The following is a 16566-nucleotide window of genomic DNA, read 5'->3' as shown; positions in this document are numbered from 1 at the left end:
TGGCGCTAATCTTAGCGCCATTTTATTGTCATTTTAGAAGTCTTCGTCTGTACCAAAGACTGAAAAACCGATTTGACGTTCAACACGACGAAGGCGTCGATTAAGTTGACGAAGTTTACGATCGTGATCATTTAAACGATTTTCAATGCGATCAAGACGGCGATTGATGTTTGAAATAGTAGAGCCAGGGAAGAATCCTTGGGGCTGTTGGCGATAATAAGAATAAGGGTACATGAAAGTTCTCCTCTCTAATTGAGTTCACCATAAAGTATGAAAGTTATCTACAGGATGTATAGGCAGAAGCCCAAACTTTAAGAAGAATAGGAGGTATTTGTCATGAGAATTGACAAGCTTTTAGCGAATATTGGATATGGTAGTCGGAAAGAAGTAAAATCATTATTGAAATCAGGAGCTGTTAAAGTTGATGGAGCACCTGTAAAAGATGCGAAACAACATGTAAATCCTGGTGAACAAGAGGTTACGGTTTACAACGAAGAAGTTGTATATCGAGAATTTATTTATCTTATGCTACATAAACCACAAGGACTTATTTCAGCAACGGAAGATGTGTCTCAACCAACTGTTGTTGATTTATTAGAACCGGAAGATGCTGTTTTTGAACCTTTTCCAGTGGGTAGGCTTGATAAGGATACAGAAGGCCTTCTTTTATTAACAAACGATGGCAAGCTGTCTCACCAGCTTCTTTCGCCAAAAAAGCACGTCCCGAAAACGTATTTAGCTCACATTAATTCAGAAGTGACTGAAGAAGATGTGGAAGCTTTTAAAAACGGCGTAACACTTGATGATGGATATGTTACGAAACCAGGGGTGCTAGAGATTATTGAGAGTGGAGAAACGTCTGTTATTCACTTAACAATTACAGAAGGAAAGTTTCATCAAGTTAAGAGAATGTTTGAATCCGTAGGGAAAAAAGTGATCTATCTCAAACGCCTCTCAATGGGAGAACTAAAACTTGATGAAGAGCTCGAGCTTGGACAGTATCGCGAGTTAACGGATGAAGAAGTGGCATTGTTAAAAGGAGAATAAAAGATGAAAAAAGCCCTTAAACAATTTAAGGGCTTTTTAGATTTAAATTTTTTTTAAAAAAGGATTGACGAAGAAAGAAAATTTATATATTATAATCCCTATAGAATTAATTGGATATAAAATTATATATTTCATATAGCTGATCGGAACACCGAAAGCACATGTTTCTTTTAAAGAAGCGTGTGCTTTTTTTGTTGCTACTAAAGGAGTTGATGCTTTTGTGAATGACTGTAAACACATATTGAAAAAGGCTGATCGGAACAACCGAAAGCTCTCTATCTTATTTAGATAGGGAGTTTTTTCATAAGGAGGAGAGGAAAAGTGGCAGTTTCAATTGTTGTAAATGAAAAAGCATTTATAAGTGATGAAAAGCGCACTGTAGTAATTGACGATATTAGCTTAGAAATTAAACAAGGTGAGTTTTTAACTATTATTGGCCCAAGCGGATGTGGAAAAAGCACACTATTAAAAATTATAGCTGGTCTCGATACTGACTATGTTGGAAAAGTTCATATTGAAAACAAAAGGATTGTAGAGCCTGGAATCAATCAAGGATTTATTTTTCAAGAACACAGGTTGTTTCCATGGTTAACCGTCGAACAGAACATTGCAGCAGATTTGAATTTACGAGATCCAAAAGTGAAGCAAAAAGTAGCAGAGATTATTCAAATTGTTCGCTTAGATGGTTATGAAAAAGCATATCCATCAGCACTGTCAGGAGGAATGTCTCAGCGTGTAGCTATTGCTCGCGCACTTATTCGGGAACCAGAAGTATTACTGCTTGATGAACCATTTGGAGCGCTTGATGCGTTCACGAGAAAGCACCTTCAAGATGTTTTGCTTCAAATTTGGCAGAAGAAAAAAATTACGATGATTTTAGTTACCCATGATATTGATGAGTCAATTTATTTAGGCACAAAGCTTGCGATTTTAAGAGCAAAGCCAGGTGCCCTTCAGAAAGTGATGCCTATTAAGCTTTCTTTTCCAAGAGATCGAACTGATTCATCTTTCCAGTATCTCCGTCAGGAAGTGTTAAAAGAGTTTGAAAAAACAAAAGAAGTGGTCTATGAACAAGGATCAGGAATTTAGGAGGGATTTTAATGAAGAAATGGTTGTTAGTAATAGCAGCTGCACTGTTGTTAACAGCTTGCTCTGCTAAAAGTTCAGCAGAACCAGGAAAATTAAAAGAAATTAATATTGGCATTCAACAAAGCCTAACACCGCTATGGATTGCAAAAGAAAAGAAATGGTTTGAAGAAGAGTTTGAAAAAGAAGGAATTAAAGTGAAATGGACAGAGTTCCAAAGTGGGCCGCCTCAATTTGAAGGGATTGCAGGTGGAAAATTGGATGTGACACTAGTAGGAAATTCACCTGTTATTGGAGGGCAGGCTGGTGGCGTCCCATTTAAAGAAATTGCAATGACGTCAGATGGAGTGAAAGGTAACGCTATTTTAGTCAATAAAGACAGCAGTATTAAGTCACTCAAAGATTTAAAAGGAAAGAAAATTGCAGTTGCAAAAGGAAGCAGTGGGTTTGACTTCCTTCACAAAACATTAAAGAAAGCTGGGATTTCTCCTAAAGAGGTAGAAATTATTCAACTTCAGCCAGATGAAGCGATGCCTGCTTTTCAAAATGGATCTGTGGATGCTTGGTCAATCTGGGAACCATTTATTTCACTTCAAACAATTGAACACGACGCTAAAATACTAGCAGATGGAGAAACGGTTGGTACATACTCTCCTAGTTTTGCAATTGCTAGAGAACAATTTATTAAAGACCATCCAAAAGAATTGGAAACCTTTATGAAAGTGTACGACAAAACTGTAAAATGGCAAAACGCTCATAATGAAGAAGCTGTTGCAATTTATGCGAAGACGAAAAACTTAGATGAAAAAGTAGTGGCGAATGTCTTAAAAAATACAAAACAATTTAATGTTCCTATTTCAAAAGAAATTATTAAAGATCAGCAAGATACGGCTGATTTCCAATATGAAATAGGCGCGATTAATAAAGAGATTGATGTATCCAAAGTAGTTGATAATACTTTCGTGAAAAAAGTAAGAAAGGAGGATGAAAAGTGAAAACAGCAGCCTACGTTCAAGTGCAAAGAGAAGGGAAAACAAGAAAACTAAAGGGAAAAAGAGGCATACCGTTATGGATAAAAGGATGCGCTTTGCCAGCTGTTATTCTCGCTATTTGGCAGTATATAGGGAGTATGGGGTTTGTTTCTGCTAATATCTTACCAACACCAGTTGCTATCCTATCTTCCTTTTATGAACTCACGTTATCTGGAGAGCTTTTTAGCAATATGAAAATCAGTATCATAAGAGCAGCACTTGGTTTTCTACTTGGCGGTAGCCTTGGATTACTTTTCGGAATCTTAACAGGATTTTCTAAAAAAACAGAGGCGTATATTGACCCAACTCTTCAAATGTTACGCACAGTTCCACATTTAGCTGTAACACCGCTTTTTATTCTATGGTTTGGATTTGATGAAATTTCCAAAGTTTTATTAATTGCTCTTGGAGCGTTCTTTCCAATCTATATTAATACGTTTCTTGGAATAAGAAGTGTCGATACTAAGCTGTTTGATGTTGCTAGAGTTTTAGAATTTAGTTTTAAAGATAAAATTACAAAGCTGATTCTCCCTGCTGCCCTTCCTAATATTTTACTAGGTGTGCGCTTATCACTTGGAATTGCTTGGCTTGGCCTTGTTGTAGCTGAGCTTATGGGTTCAAGCGCTGGAATTGGCTACATGATTATGGATGCGCGCTTATATTCACTAACAGATAAAGTGTTCGTGGGAATTATCATCTTTGCAGTTGTCGGGAAAGCAACAGACTCTCTTGTGCGCTTATTTGAACGAAGGCTATTAAAATGGCGAGATAGTTTCAAAGGTTAATAAAATTTAAAGGAGCGATAAAAATGGAAATTTTATGGTTTATTCCAACGCATGGTGATGGTCGATATTTAGGAACACAAATTGGAGGAAGAGAAGCTGATCATACTTATTTTCGTCAAGTTGCACAAGCAGCGGACAGATTAGGATATACGGGCGTTTTGATTCCAACAGGAAAGTCGTGCGAAGACCCTTGGTTAACAGCAGCGGCCCTTGCGGCTGAGACGCAACGTCTAAAGTTTTTAGTAGCCGTTAGACCAGGTCTTATGCTTCCATCTGTTGCTGCTCGGATGACATCTACTCTTGATCGCATATCAAATGGTCGTTTACTGATTAACGTTGTAGCAGGGGGAGATCCGGTTGAGCTTGCAGGTGATGGTGTTTTCCTTTCTCATGATGAAAGATATGAAGCAACTGATGAATTTTTGAAAGTTTGGCGCAGTCTTTTAAAAGGAGATAAAGTTCATTTTGAAGGCAAGCATATTTCTTCTAAAGGGGGAGAGCTTATCTTCCCACCTGTTCAACAACCAACACCACCTGTTTACTTTGGTGGATCCTCAGAAGCAGGGCAGAATGTGGCAGCAGAGCATTCAGATGTGTACTTAACATGGGGAGAACCGCCAGAACAGGTAAAAGAGAAGATAAAAAGCGTTCGCGAAAAAGCGGCTAGGGAAGGGCGAACAGTAAAGTTTGGTATTCGTCTTCACGTTATTGTACGTGAAACAAATGAAGAAGCATGGGCCGCTGCTAATAAGCTTATTTCATATTTAGATGATGAGATTATCGAGCAAGCACAGCAACGGTTAAGTCGACATGATTCTACAGGCCAAACTCGAATGGCTGATCTCCATAAGAAAGGAAAAGAAGCTGACTTAGAGATTAGTCCGAACTTATGGGCTGGAATTGGTCTCGTGCGCGGGGGAGCAGGTACCGCTCTTGTTGGAGATGCCGAGACAGTTGCTGCAAGAATTAGAGAGTACCAAGAAATAGGGATTGAAAGCTTTATTTTCTCAGGGTACCCGCATTTAGAAGAATCTTATCGTTTTGCAGAGCTTGTTTTTCCGCTCTTATCTTTTGGAGTTGGCGAAGATATTGGACGTTCACGTGGAAACATTGGTGAAGCCATTGGAAACGATATTTTAGCGAAAGATATTAAAAAACAGTTAATTTAAAAACTAATGATCAACAAAGTGCCTGAATAATTAAATTCAGGCGCTTTTTTAAAAGGAGAGAAAGAAAATGAATATTGATCACATAGAAGCCTTTATTTACGCTGTGCATTTAAACAGTATTCATAAAGCAGCAGATGCTTTATTTCTATCACAACCAACGGTAACGGCCCGAATAAAGACACTTGAGCGAGAGCTTGGGCAGGCATTATTTAGACGAAGTGGAAGAGGAATTAAACTAACGGAAAAAGGGCGAGAATTTTTTTCATATGCTGAACAAATTGTGCAAACATATGAAAAAGCGAAGAAACAGCTTAGTAAAGAGCATATCCAAAAAGAAGTGGTGATAGGAGCCAATCCTATTTCTTCTCAATACTTTATTCCTCATATTTTACCTTTATGGAAGGAAGCTCTTCCGGATGTCCATTTTACATTTATAACGGCAACAAATGAGATACTTGTGGATCAACTCATTCGGAAAGAGATTCACATTGCCTTCTTAAAAGAAATGAGCCGTGATGCAATTTATCAAAGCCCTGTACTTGATAATTCCGTTCGCCTTGTTTGTCATCCAAATCATCCTTTGGCGAACAAGACAAATATTAATGTGGACGATTTATCCGAAGATCCTCTTGTCTTCTTTGAATGTGGTGCTTTTGATTGGAATAGAATTCATAAAATGTTTGAAGCGGCAAATGTTAGTCCTCGCATTGAATTTCGAATTGGCCATTTAGAAGTAGCTAAATCACTTATTCAACAGAATAAAGGGATTGGGTTTTTACCTTCCTTATGTATAAAAGAAGAACTGAAGAAAGGGACGCTGGTTACGATTGAAACAGACCATATTTTAAATATAAAACAGCAAGTATATGGAACGTACTATGGAGCAAATCCTCCTTATTTATGGGATCATCTTTGGAACGTAATCGAATCTTTTGAAGAGAAAAGCAAGCAAGCAGAAGCTATATAAATGTATTTATTTTTTCTATAAATACAATAAATCTTTCTATCATCAAAAGCATTTATTTTATGAAATGTAGATGGTAGGATAAGTGTCAATTAGAAAAAACTTACTATCCTTATAAAAAAAGTTGGGTTAGGGAGATGAAAAGATGGAATATAAAATAAGCTTACTTGACCAAAGCCCTATATACGAAGGGGAAACGGCTTTCCATGCTTTACAGAAAACAGTCGAGTTAGCACAAGAAGCAGAAAAATGGGGATATCATCGCTTTTGGGTTTCTGAACATCATAATGCAGAAAAGCTAGCGGGATCGTCACCAGAAGTGCTGATGGCTTACTTATTAGCAAAAACGAATAAAATTCGGATTGGATCTGGAGGTGTTATGCTTCAGCATTACAGTCCATATAAAGTGGCTGAGAACTTCAGTGTTTTATCTGCTTTAGCTCCGAAAAGAGTTGATTTAGGGATTGGCAAAGCCCCTGGTGGCTTACCTTTATCCACAAAAGCTTTACAATTTGGCACAGTGAATAAGGGGGAAGATTTTGAAGAACGATTAAGTTCACTTTATGAGCTATTAGAAAAAAAACTCCCCCAAGATCATCCGCTAGCTGAAGTGAATGTAACGCCAGAACCTCCTGAAAATCCTCGCTATTACTTGTTAGGAGCGAGTGCTAAAAGCGCTGAGATTGCTGCTAAGTTCGGCTGGAACTTTGTTTTTGCTAAATTTATTAATAGCGATCCTACATCATGGACAGAAGCAGCGGAGGTATACAGAAGCTTATCACCAAATGGACACTTTGCGATGGCCATATCTGTATTTGCTGCAGATCATCAAAAAGAAGCTGAGGAACGTGTGAGCGATCAAACGATTTATAAAGTGGCTTTAGAAAGTGGTCGAATTGTAACCGTTAACTCTTTAGAACAGGCTGAAGGATTTGGAAGCCAATCAGGTCAAGAATACGAGATAAGAAAGCAGAAACTGCAAACACTAGCAGGAACGCCTCAATATATTCATAGTGTTCTAAAGTATTATCATGAGCATTATGGTGTGAAAGAATTTATTTTTCATACTCCAATTGAAGACCGACAAGCGAGGAAGCATTCATTCCACCTATTAAGTTCTGTACATTCTCTCAAAGAAAAGAGGAAAGAAAATGTCTTCTAAAAAGCAAATAAAGTTTGGCATTATGCTACATGGTCCAGGAGGGCATATGAATGCATGGAAAGATCCATCTGTTCCAGCAAATGCGAGTGTGAACTTAAATTATTATCAATCCATGACAAAAAAAGCGGAGGAAGAAGGGTTTACATTTGCCTTTGTAGCTGATGGCTTATTTATTAATGAAAAATCAATTCCCCATTTTCTGAACCGTTTTGAACCAATTACGATTCTTTCGGCACTTGCAGCTGTAACCTCAAAAATTGGCTTAGTTGGTACATTATCAACTTCTTATAGTGAGCCATTTACAGTTGCTAGACAGTTTGCTTCACTTGACAAAATTAGCGGAGGACGTGCCGGTTGGAACGTTGTGACATCTCCGTTAGAGGGGTCTGCTGAAAACTATAATAAAGGAGAGCATCCTTCTCATAAAAAACGTTATGAGATAGCTGATGAATATTTAAAAGTGGTAAAAGGACTTTGGGATTCCTGGGAGGATGATGCTTTTGTAAGGAATCGTAAAACAGGGGAATTTTTTAATCGAACGAAGCTTCACACTTTAAATCATGAAGGGGAATTCTTCTCTGTAAAAGGCCCTCTTAATATTGAACGATCAGAGCAGGGTCAGCCCGTTATTTTTCAAGCAGGGGCTTCTGAAAGAGGAAAGAATTTAGCTGCAAAAGAAGCAGATGCTGTGTTTACAAATGCAGGATCTTTAGAAGAAGCACAAGCATATTACCAAGATATAAAAAACAAAGCAAAAACGTTTGGTAGGGATGAAGAAGACATTAAAGTATTTCCAGGTATCCATCCCATTGCTGGAGCTACTGTTGAAGAAGCAGAAGCGAAGTATAGGGCGATTCAAAACCTAGTTTCAATTGAAGAAGCATTAAACTACTTAGGGCGTTTCTTTGATCATTTTGATTTTAGCGTGTATCCATTAGATGAACCATTTCCTGACATCGGAGACGTTGGTCAAAATAGCTTTCGTTCTACAACAGACAAAATTAAGCAGCGAGCTCACGAGAAAAATCAAACATTACGAGAAGTAGCATTAGAAGTAACAACCCCAAAAAGTGCTTTGTTTGGAACTTATGAAGAAGTAGCAGAAAAACTAATTGCGTGGGTTGAACAAGGCGGAGCTGATGGCTTTATTTTAGGTTCACCTGTTCTTGCAAGTGGTTTGGACGATTTTACAGAACATGTTCTTCCTATTCTAGAAAGCAAAGGATATTATAGTCGTCAATATGAAGGGCATACGTTACGAACAAATTTAGGTCTTCCATTTAAGGAAAATCAATATACAAAACAAAAAGTTTAATAAAGGAGGAAATAAGCATGTCAAATTCATTTTCAGTGGTTGTTTGGTCAAAGAAAGGGTGCCATTATTGCACAGAGGTGAAAGAATACTTAAATAGCCACAACATAGCTTATCAGGATATTGATGTAACAAATGCTGATGACCGTCGTGATATTTTAGATATCAAATATGGAGTGCGTCACGTTCCAGTTGTTGAAATTGGAAATGGTGAAGTATATGAAGCTGTTACAAAAGTTGGTATTCAATATGTGCAAGAAGCTATTGATCGTATTAAAAAAGAAGATTCTTTATTGCCTTAAAACCAACTAAATTTATCGATTTAATAGATAAAGGGGGAAATGTGATGGAAGATGTTATTCGTCTAGCAGGAATTGAGGATGTAGATCAAGTCCATGCTCTAACATTACAAGCTTACGCACCAATCCGAGAATTGAATATTAAGTTTTCAGCAGCAACGGCTGATAGAAATCTTGTAGTTGAGAACATAACAAGGAATGCCTCTTATGTACTAGAGAGGGATGGAGAAATTGCGGCAACTGTAACTGTTCAATATCCTTGGACACATCCCGAGCACATTGCCCCATATCCTTTTATTTGGTGGTTTGCTGTTCATCCAAAGTTTAAACGAAAAGGTGTTGGCTCTAAATTGCTTTCTTATGTAGAAGAGAAAATACTCGGAGAGCAAGCCAAAGCACCGGCTGTTTATTTAGCTACGGCTAAGCGTCACCCGTGGCTTGTGGGAATCTATGAACGACGGGGGTATCAAGCTTTTCAAGAAAAAGTGCATGAAGGGGATGATATTGTCTTTCTTCGGAAAGTGCTAAACCCGTCCCTTTATAACTTATTAGATAATCATGTAGGAATAGGAGAACAAAGATGAAGAAAAAGGCGGGTCTATTTTTAGCTCTTGTATTTACTTTACTCACAACAGCATGCTCGCAAGTTGAGAAAGTAAGCTCTGATGAAGAAAGCAAGGAAAAGGTTCAAAAAATTATTGTTGGAACAGGAACGCAGTTTCCAAACGTATGCTTCATCGAGGACAATGGGAAACTTACAGGCTATGATGTGGAGCTTGTGCGCGAGATTGATAAAAAACTACCTGAATATGAATTTGAGTTTAAAACAATGGATTTTTCTAATCTTTTGTTAAGTTTAGAAACCAATAAGATTGATTTTATTGCACATCAAATGGAAGTGAATAAAGAACGTGAGGAAAAGTTTCTCTTTAGCAAAGAGCCTTATAATATCTTCCCGCTACAAGTAGCAGTGAATGAGAAGAATAAAGACATCCAGTCTATTAAAGATTTGAAAGGGAAAAAAGTCATCGTGAGTGCAACAAGTAACTCAGCTGTTTTCATCGAAAAGTACAATAAAGAGCATAATGCAGGAATTAATATTGTTTATTCTGGCCAAGGATCTGACGATACGATTAACCAAATTCGTACAGGGCGTGCAGATGCAACCATTCATACCCCATTTGGAGTGAAATTGCAGAATGAACAGGCTAATGCAGGATTAAAAGTAGTGGGAGATCCTGTTCAAAATTCTAAAGTGTATTTTATGTTACGAAAAGATGAAACAAAGCTTCAGAAACGAATTGATGAAGCGGTAGCTGAACTAAAGAAAGAAGGAGAAGTGGGCAAATTAAGCAAGAAATGGCTTGGTGAAGATTACACAGTAGAATTCTAGCGAGGAGGAAAGCAAAGTGGGTAAAGCATTTGATTTCACTTTAATTTGGACCTTTCTATCACAGCTTATTCCCTATCTATACGTTACGCTTGAAATTGTAGCCTTTTCAACAATTGCTGGAATGATAATAGGGGTGGTAGCCGCCATCCCTAGAATTTTTAAGATTCCTTTCCTTTCTCAGCTCGTTGTACTCTATGCTTCTTTTGTGCGAGGAACACCCATTTTAATTCAGCTATTTCTAGTATTCTATGGAATTCCGGCTTTCATATTGTTATTTGGATGGGATGTCTCAAGAGTTAATCCGATGTACTTTGTGATGATAACTTATTCTCTTAGTAATGGAGCTGTGTTTTCTGAGATTTTCCGGAGTGCAATTAGAGCTGTTGACAGAGGACAGACAGAAGCTGCTTTATCTATTGGAATGAGCGATACACAAAATTTTATACGAATTGTAATTCCCCAAGCATTAGGAATAGCACTTCCTAACATGGCGAACACAGTGATTGGATCCTTAAAAGATACATCCCTTGCTTTCACAATTGGTGTAATGGATATGGTTGGACGAGGAGAAGCATTGGTTGCATCTTCTATGCACACTCTAGAAGTATATATCGCTCTTTCTATTATTTATTACGGGATTGTATGGATTATGGAAAGAGGTTTTCAATTATTGGAAAAACGAGCAAATCGATATAAACCAATCGTCATGAAATCAGCTTAAAAAGCAGAAAGGGAAGAAGAAAATGACAATTGATATCCCATTTATTTGGACAGCATTAACGGAGATTATTAAGGCACTTCCGATTACCCTAATGCTAACGCTTATTCCTTTATGTGCAGGCTTTCTTCTCGGATTAATTTTAGCTATTATTCGCATTTATAAGGTGAAGATATTAGCCCCATTTGCGGAAATGTATGTTTCTTTTTTAAGGGGAACACCTATTATTATGCATGTTATGCTGATTTACTTTGGTCTTCCTCTTCTTATTGATAAAGTAGTGAGAGAAATGGACATGAACGTACAGACAAATGCTATTCCTGTTTCTTTATTTGTCCTTTTTGCTTTGTCACTGAGCGCAGGGGCCTACTTATCGGAAACAATCCGCTCGGGTATTGTCAGTCTTCCGAAAGGCCAAGTAGAAGCTGCTTATGCAACAGGCATGACAACTTTTCAAGTGATGAGACGTATCGTCTTACCACAGGCTTTTGCTGGGTCTATTCCTAACTTTACCAATGTTTTTGTTGGCTTTTTGCATACATCATCAATTGCTTTTATCGTCTCTCAAAAAGAGATAACAGGAGCAGCAAATATCGTGGCATCTACCAATTTAAAGTTTCTAGAGGCTTTTATTGCAGCAGGGATGATTTACTGGGGATTAACTATTCTTATAGAAGTGTTGTCATCTTGGATTGAAAAAAGGGTGTATTCATATGCAAAAGGAGGAATTCGGTGATTAAATTAGCTGGAATTAAAAAGTCGTTTGGAGATCAAGAGATATTGAAAGATATTAGTCTTAATGTGGAGCATGGGGAAGTTGTGGCAATCCTAGGACCGAGCGGATCTGGCAAAACGACGTTGCTACGGTGCTTGAATTATCTTGAAAAACCAGATGAAGGCACTGTATCTGTTGGAGAGATAAGTTTAGATGCTCACAGCGTTCGGAAAAAGGAGGTTATTGCGATACGCAGACAATCTGCAATGGTTTTTCAACATTACAACTTATTTTCCCATAAAACTGTACTTCAAAACGTCATGGAAGGGCTTGTTGTTGTTCATAAAATGAAAAAATCAATCGCTAGAGAGCAAAGCAAAAAAATGCTTGCTAAAGTAGGACTAGAAGATAAACTTCACCACTATCCAAGCCAGCTTTCCGGTGGGCAACAACAACGAGTAGGAATTGCAAGGGCTCTTGCTCTTAACCCCAAAGTTATTTTATTTGATGAACCTACATCTGCCCTTGATCCTGAATTAGTCGGAGAAGTGCTTTCCGTTATTAAGGAAATTGCTAAGGAAGGAATTACAATGATTATTGTCACGCACGAGATGACCTTTGCAAGAGAAGTAGCTGACTATGTTCTGTTTATGGACGAAGGCATCATTGTTGAAGAAGGAGTACCAGAGCAAATATTTTATAATCCAAAAGAAGAAAGAACGAAACGCTTTTTAAAACGACTTGAAGGTGATGACTACGATAACCAAAATCACGCTGGAAAAGGAGTACATCAACATGCTTTATAAACAGAGGGAAAAGCTTGAAAAAGTCTCAACATATCAACAAGCAAAAACAATTGAGCAAATCAAGCAAGAGTATAAACAAGAGAAAGTATTAAAGCTAGCAGGAAATGAGAATACAATGGGGGTTTCACCGCTTGTAAAAGAAGCGATTAAAAGTGCGGAAAATGAACTGTTTCTATATCCAGATGCAAAATGTCAACTTTTAAGAGAGGCGCTAAGCAATCTTTATAATGTCCAAGAGAATCAGCTTATTTTTGGAAACGGATCTTTTGAACTGATTACTCTCATTGGTCAAACCTTCATTGAAGAAGGAGACGTGTCATTAATTCCATCTCCAAGCTTTGGGTGGTACAAAAACGTTACATTAACTTCAGGTGGTACTCCGCTTTTCATACCGTTAGCTCACCATAAAGTTGCCTTGTTAGATATAAAAGAAGCGATTACACCTAGAACAAAAGTGATTTGGTTATGCAACCCAAATAATCCAACAGGAACACACTTTTCACATGAAGAATTGGAAAACTTTTTAAACAACATCCGAAAAGACATCGTTGTTGTTTTGGATGAAGCTTATTATGAATACGCGGCTGGAGGAGATTACCCAAACTCAGTAGATATTATCCAAAAATACTCTAATGTAATTATTTTAAGAACTTTTTCAAAAGTATATGGCTTAGCGTCTTTGCGCATTGGTTATGGGATAGGCAATCAGGAAATGATTAGTATGCTAGATAAAGTTCGAATTCCTGTTAATATTAATAAACTTGCACAAGTTGCGGCATACGCTAGTTTACAAGATGAGGAGTTTAAGAGAAATTGTTTAGAGAACAATGCAGAAGGATTAGCCTTTTATGAACAGCAATGCAGGGAGGAAGGGTGGGAGTATATTCCTTCTAAAACAAACTTTATTACGATGAACGTTCATTATGATGCCAAAAAAGTAGTTGAAGAACTACTGAAGAGAGGGATATCCATAAGGCCTGGTGCAGACTTTGGAATGGATGATTGGATTCGAATTACAATTGGAAGAGAAGCTGAAAATCAATTTGTAGTAAGATCTCTAAAAGAAATTATAAGAAAATTCAAACATAATAGGAGTGTGGAAGATGCCAGTATTTAAAACGCCCAAAAATTATATTAGTGGAGCTGGAATCCTACAATCAGCAGGAGAAGTGGTAGCAGCAATTAGTAAAAACGCTTTAGTTGTTGGAGGAGAAAAAGCGATTCGAGAAGTACAGGATTCTTTTATGAAAAGTTTAGATGAAGCAGGTGTAAAAACAGAGATTAGTATTTTTAAAGGATACTGCACAGAAGAGAATATCGATAAAATCAAACAACATGCTAAAAATGCAGAAATCATTATTGGAGTTGGAGGAGGAAGTGTTTTAGATGCCGCAAAAGCAGCTGGAGATGATGGGAACAAAACCGTTATAACGGTGCCAACGGTTGCAGCTACATGTGCTGCTTGGTCTGCCTTGTCCGTTTTTTATGATAAGGACGGGAGGGCTACCGGGCACCAGCTTTTAAAACAGGCACCAGCATTAGTGTTAGCTGATTTAGCACTTTTAGCCCAGGCACCAAAGCGATTTTTGATTGCTGGTATCATTGATACTTTAGCTAAATGGTATGAACTAAAACCACATGAAGAGTATGAACGTGAATCAGTAGCCTTTCATATTTCTCTTTCCACTTCTAAACTAGCTTTAGAACTCATTGTACAACATGCTGAAAAAGCTATTTTGGCTAATGAACAAAGGGAAGTGAATGCTTCTTTTGAAACCGTTGTTGATAGTATTATTGAACTTGCTGGATTAGTAGGAAGCATTACGAATGGCGCACCGCGTGCTGTTCTTGCTCACTCTCTTCATAATGGTTTAACTCAATTTAAGAGGGCACATCAGTCACTTCATGGGGAGCTTGTTGGTTATGGATTAATTGTTCAGCTTTTCTTGGAAGGAAAAGAAGCTGAAGCTAAACAGCTGTCAGAAAGAATTGCCGAATGGGGAGCACCTGTAACTTTAGATGAACTTGGATTAAAAGATACGAGTGAAGAGATAAAACAGATTATCAATGAAGTCAAACTAAGAAAACAAGCATTGGATCAGCTAACATTTATTGTTGATCAACAAAGCTTTATAAAAGCAGTAAAAAAAGCAGAAAAAATAGGAAAGACGAAAAAAATAGAAAGTTTATAAGTTCACTACTGTTTCATAATAAGTAAACTTATCGGAATACAAAGTTTAAGAAAAGGAGACAAAATAAAGTGAAAAGTAGAGTGAACATTTTGATAGCATTGGGTTTGTTAGCCGTTTTGATTTTGAGCGGCTGTTCAAGTCAAGGAAGTAATGCATCGGAGTCTAAAAAAGATTCAGATCTAGATGGTGTCACCATAAAAGTTGCTCAAACAGGATGGGGATCTTATGAAGAAGCGCTAAAAGCGGCTGAATTAGATGATACGCCGTATAAGGTGGAGTACAGCGTATTTCAAGGTGGCAATCTTATTTTAGAAGCTATGACGGCTGGACATGTTGATTTTGGAGCAACAAGTGAGATTCCTCCTATTTTCTCTGCTTTATCTCAAAAGGGAGAGAACTCCAAAGTTATTGCTACCCAACAATCCAACACGCTTCAACAAGAGCTAGTCGTACCTAAAGGGTCAAAAATTAAGAAAGTTGAAGATTTAAAAGGAAAGAAAGTAGCGTACGTAAATAATACAACGTCACACTATTTTCTTATTAAAATGTTAGAAGATGCTGGTCTTTCTTGGGAAGATATTAAGCCAGTTCAACTTACAACATCTGACGGCCTTACAGCATTAGTTGGTGGAAAGGTCGATGCACTAGCAAGCTATGGGAATGCTATTTTATCAGCACATGAAAACGATGCTGTGACAGTTGCCAGCGCCAAGGATATTCTCTCAGGAAATTTTCAACTCAATGCTTCAACAGCAGCAATTGAAGATCCTAAAAAACATAAAGCAATTGTAGACTATATCTCACGCATTAATAAAGCGTATGAGTGGCAACGTCAACATAAAGAAGAATGGGCTAAAATTGTTGCTGCAAATACAAAACAGCCTGTTAAACAGGCACTGCAGACTCTAGAAGAAGGAGAAGCTCAGAAACCCACTAAAATTATTCCAAATTCTGAGGTTACAGTAGATTCACAGCAAGATATTATTGAAACATTTAAAGATGTTGGAATTATTGAGAAAAGTTTAGATGCTAAAACATTTTGGAGCGATAAGTTTGATAAAGAATTAGCCAAAGTATTAAAGAAATAGGGAGGGGAGTTAATGAGACAAAAAAGATTCTTTTTTCACTATATTATGCCTTGGGTTTTGCCACTCTTTCTATTAGTAACATGGCATGTTGTGACAACAAAAGGCATTATCGGAGCACAAACGTTTCCACAGCCGTTAAAAGTGTTGGATACGTTACTCACCCTTTTACAAACAGGGGAACTTACTCAATATATTGGAGATAGTGCAAAGCGAGCATTCACTGGTTTTTTGATTGGAGGAGGATTAGGGTTAGCATTAGGCATGATAAATGGATTGAGTACTACATCGGAAAAATTGTTAGATTCTTCAATCCAGATGGTACGAAATATTCCCCATCTAGCACTAATTCCGCTTGTGATTCTGTGGTTTGGGATTGCAGAACCAGCCAAGCTTGTTTTAATTTCTCTCGGTGTTTTTTTCCCGATATATTTAAATGCTTTTCACGGTATTCGCTCCATTGACCCTACTTTAACTGAGATGGGGAGAGTCTACAATTTAAATAAAAGGGCTCTTTTCTGGCATGTTATTTTGCCAGGATCCCTTCCTTCTATTCTAGTAGGAGTTCGTTATTCTCTCGGTGTGATGTGGCTTACTCTTATTGTTGCTGAAACCGTTGCAGCAGACTCTGGAATTGGTTTTATGGCGATGAACGGAAGAGAGTTTATGCAAATGGATGTGATTGTACTTAGTATCCTAATTTATGCATTTTTGGGGAAGTTATCAGATACAGTTGCAAAATGGATGGAAAGGAGCTGGCTTAAGTGGCATCCGAACTTTGCAAAAGATTAAAGGGGGATAT

General features: G+C 37.6%; 19 protein-coding genes. 18 read left to right on the top strand and 1 reads right to left on the bottom strand.

From position 1 onward, the window contains the following. Nucleotides 1-33: 33 nt before the first annotated feature. Nucleotides 34-234, bottom strand: coding sequence for a hypothetical protein (locus BM012_RS04275; protein ID WP_061802287.1), 201 nt, complete (start codon nt 232-234; stop codon nt 34-36). Nucleotides 235-336: 102 nt separating this feature from the next. Here BM012_RS04275 and BM012_RS04270 point away from each other — a divergent pair, with 102 nt between their 5' ends. The 18 genes from BM012_RS04270 to BM012_RS04185 all read left to right on the top strand — a co-directional run bounded on the left by BM012_RS04270 (nt 337) and on the right by BM012_RS04185 (nt 16556). Next, nucleotides 337-1047 carry a pseudouridine synthase gene (locus BM012_RS04270; RefSeq protein ID WP_061802286.1) on the top strand — a complete coding sequence of 237 codons (711 nt, stop codon included), beginning with the start codon at nt 337-339 and terminating at the stop codon, nt 1045-1047. Nucleotides 1048-1368: 321 nt separating this feature from the next. Next, nucleotides 1369-2136 (top strand): ABC transporter ATP-binding protein, encoded by a 768-nt coding sequence (locus BM012_RS04265; RefSeq protein WP_061802284.1) that lies wholly within the window; start codon nt 1369-1371, stop codon nt 2134-2136. Nucleotides 2137-2147: 11 nt separating this feature from the next. Then, the gene (locus BM012_RS04260; protein WP_061802283.1) at nt 2148-3128 is read left to right on the top strand and encodes an aliphatic sulfonate ABC transporter substrate-binding protein; all 981 of its coding nucleotides are present in this window, start codon (nt 2148-2150) and stop codon (nt 3126-3128) included. 20 nt (nt 3129-3148) lie between these two features. Further along, on the top strand, nt 3149-3949 hold the full coding sequence (locus tag BM012_RS04255) for an ABC transporter permease (protein WP_235606101.1): 801 nt from the start codon (nt 3149-3151) through the stop codon (nt 3947-3949). A gap of 23 nt (nt 3950-3972) precedes the next feature. Continuing rightward, nucleotides 3973-5118: an FMNH2-dependent alkanesulfonate monooxygenase gene (gene ssuD, locus BM012_RS04250; RefSeq protein ID WP_061802281.1), complete on the top strand. Its 1146-nt coding sequence runs from the start codon at nt 3973-3975 to the stop codon at nt 5116-5118. Between the two features lie 67 nt (nt 5119-5185). Then, nucleotides 5186-6085: a LysR family transcriptional regulator gene (locus BM012_RS04245; protein WP_061802280.1), complete on the top strand. Its 900-nt coding sequence runs from the start codon at nt 5186-5188 to the stop codon at nt 6083-6085. 142 nt (nt 6086-6227) lie between these two features. After that, nucleotides 6228-7244 carry an LLM class flavin-dependent oxidoreductase gene (locus BM012_RS04240; RefSeq protein ID WP_061802279.1) on the top strand — a complete coding sequence of 339 codons (1017 nt, stop codon included), beginning with the start codon at nt 6228-6230 and terminating at the stop codon, nt 7242-7244. Further along, nucleotides 7234-8559, top strand: a complete 1326-nt coding sequence (locus BM012_RS04235) for an LLM class flavin-dependent oxidoreductase (RefSeq protein ID WP_061802278.1) — start codon at nt 7234-7236, stop codon at nt 8557-8559. Before BM012_RS04240 ends, BM012_RS04235 begins: the two co-directional genes overlap by 11 nt. A gap of 17 nt (nt 8560-8576) precedes the next feature. Continuing rightward, nucleotides 8577-8858 (top strand): glutaredoxin family protein, encoded by a 282-nt coding sequence (locus tag BM012_RS04230; protein ID WP_061802277.1) that lies wholly within the window; start codon nt 8577-8579, stop codon nt 8856-8858. A 44-nt stretch (nt 8859-8902) separates the two neighbouring features. Then, on the top strand, nt 8903-9439 hold the full coding sequence (locus BM012_RS04225; protein ID WP_061802276.1) for a GNAT family N-acetyltransferase: 537 nt from the start codon (nt 8903-8905) through the stop codon (nt 9437-9439). Then, on the top strand, nt 9436-10248 hold the full coding sequence (locus BM012_RS04220; protein ID WP_061802275.1) for an amino acid ABC transporter substrate-binding protein: 813 nt from the start codon (nt 9436-9438) through the stop codon (nt 10246-10248). The genes BM012_RS04225 and BM012_RS04220 overlap by 4 nt, the downstream gene beginning before the upstream one ends. A gap of 16 nt (nt 10249-10264) precedes the next feature. Then, the gene (locus tag BM012_RS04215) at nt 10265-10969 is read left to right on the top strand and encodes an amino acid ABC transporter permease (RefSeq protein ID WP_061802274.1); all 705 of its coding nucleotides are present in this window, start codon (nt 10265-10267) and stop codon (nt 10967-10969) included. A gap of 22 nt (nt 10970-10991) precedes the next feature. Next, a complete protein-coding gene (locus BM012_RS04210; protein WP_061802273.1) occupies nt 10992-11702 on the top strand; it encodes an amino acid ABC transporter permease in 711 nt (236 codons plus the stop codon). Next, nucleotides 11699-12487, top strand: coding sequence for an amino acid ABC transporter ATP-binding protein (locus BM012_RS04205; protein WP_061802272.1), 789 nt, complete (start codon nt 11699-11701; stop codon nt 12485-12487). Before BM012_RS04210 ends, BM012_RS04205 begins: the two co-directional genes overlap by 4 nt. After that, nucleotides 12477-13604: a histidinol-phosphate transaminase gene (gene hisC, locus BM012_RS04200; protein WP_061802271.1), complete on the top strand. Its 1128-nt coding sequence runs from the start codon at nt 12477-12479 to the stop codon at nt 13602-13604. Before BM012_RS04205 ends, hisC begins: the two co-directional genes overlap by 11 nt. After that, the gene (locus tag BM012_RS04195; protein ID WP_061802270.1) at nt 13591-14679 is read left to right on the top strand and encodes an iron-containing alcohol dehydrogenase family protein; all 1089 of its coding nucleotides are present in this window, start codon (nt 13591-13593) and stop codon (nt 14677-14679) included. Before hisC ends, BM012_RS04195 begins: the two co-directional genes overlap by 14 nt. 68 nt (nt 14680-14747) lie before the next feature. Continuing rightward, the gene (locus tag BM012_RS04190) at nt 14748-15767 is read left to right on the top strand and encodes an ABC transporter substrate-binding protein (protein ID WP_061802269.1); all 1020 of its coding nucleotides are present in this window, start codon (nt 14748-14750) and stop codon (nt 15765-15767) included. Between the two features lie 12 nt (nt 15768-15779). Continuing rightward, on the top strand, nt 15780-16556 hold the full coding sequence (locus BM012_RS04185) for an ABC transporter permease subunit (protein ID WP_061802268.1): 777 nt from the start codon (nt 15780-15782) through the stop codon (nt 16554-16556). Nucleotides 16557-16566: the final 10 nt, after the last annotated feature.

Source organism: Priestia endophytica DSM 13796, from assembly GCF_900115845.1.
Lineage (GTDB): Bacteria > Bacillota > Bacilli > Bacillales > Bacillaceae_H > Bacillus_I > Bacillus_I endophytica.
Note: the sequence above shows the minus strand (reverse complement) of the source record. Positions and strands in the feature narration are given on the sequence as shown.

What these genes read in the sequence shown, in the direction of transcription:
- BM012_RS04275 (WP_061802287.1), bottom strand. Translation starts at nt 234, where the DNA reads ATGTACCCTTATTCTTATTATCGCCAACAGCCCCAAGGATTCTTCCCT.
- ssuD (WP_061802281.1), top strand. Translation starts at nt 3,973, where the DNA reads ATGGAAATTTTATGGTTTATTCCAACGCATGGTGATGGTCGATATTTA.
- BM012_RS04230 (WP_061802277.1), top strand. Translation starts at nt 8,577, where the DNA reads ATGTCAAATTCATTTTCAGTGGTTGTTTGGTCAAAGAAAGGGTGCCAT.
- BM012_RS04235 (WP_061802278.1), top strand. Translation starts at nt 7,234, where the DNA reads ATGTCTTCTAAAAAGCAAATAAAGTTTGGCATTATGCTACATGGTCCA.
- BM012_RS04270 (WP_061802286.1), top strand. Translation starts at nt 337, where the DNA reads ATGAGAATTGACAAGCTTTTAGCGAATATTGGATATGGTAGTCGGAAA.
- hisC (WP_061802271.1), top strand. Translation starts at nt 12,477, where the DNA reads ATGCTTTATAAACAGAGGGAAAAGCTTGAAAAAGTCTCAACATATCAA.
- BM012_RS04225 (WP_061802276.1), top strand. Translation starts at nt 8,903, where the DNA reads ATGGAAGATGTTATTCGTCTAGCAGGAATTGAGGATGTAGATCAAGTC.
- BM012_RS04245 (WP_061802280.1), top strand. Translation starts at nt 5,186, where the DNA reads ATGAATATTGATCACATAGAAGCCTTTATTTACGCTGTGCATTTAAAC.
- BM012_RS04195 (WP_061802270.1), top strand. Translation starts at nt 13,591, where the DNA reads ATGCCAGTATTTAAAACGCCCAAAAATTATATTAGTGGAGCTGGAATC.
- BM012_RS04210 (WP_061802273.1), top strand. Translation starts at nt 10,992, where the DNA reads ATGACAATTGATATCCCATTTATTTGGACAGCATTAACGGAGATTATT.
- BM012_RS04240 (WP_061802279.1), top strand. Translation starts at nt 6,228, where the DNA reads ATGGAATATAAAATAAGCTTACTTGACCAAAGCCCTATATACGAAGGG.
- BM012_RS04220 (WP_061802275.1), top strand. Translation starts at nt 9,436, where the DNA reads ATGAAGAAAAAGGCGGGTCTATTTTTAGCTCTTGTATTTACTTTACTC.
- BM012_RS04185 (WP_061802268.1), top strand. Translation starts at nt 15,780, where the DNA reads ATGAGACAAAAAAGATTCTTTTTTCACTATATTATGCCTTGGGTTTTG.
- BM012_RS04260 (WP_061802283.1), top strand. Translation starts at nt 2,148, where the DNA reads ATGAAGAAATGGTTGTTAGTAATAGCAGCTGCACTGTTGTTAACAGCT.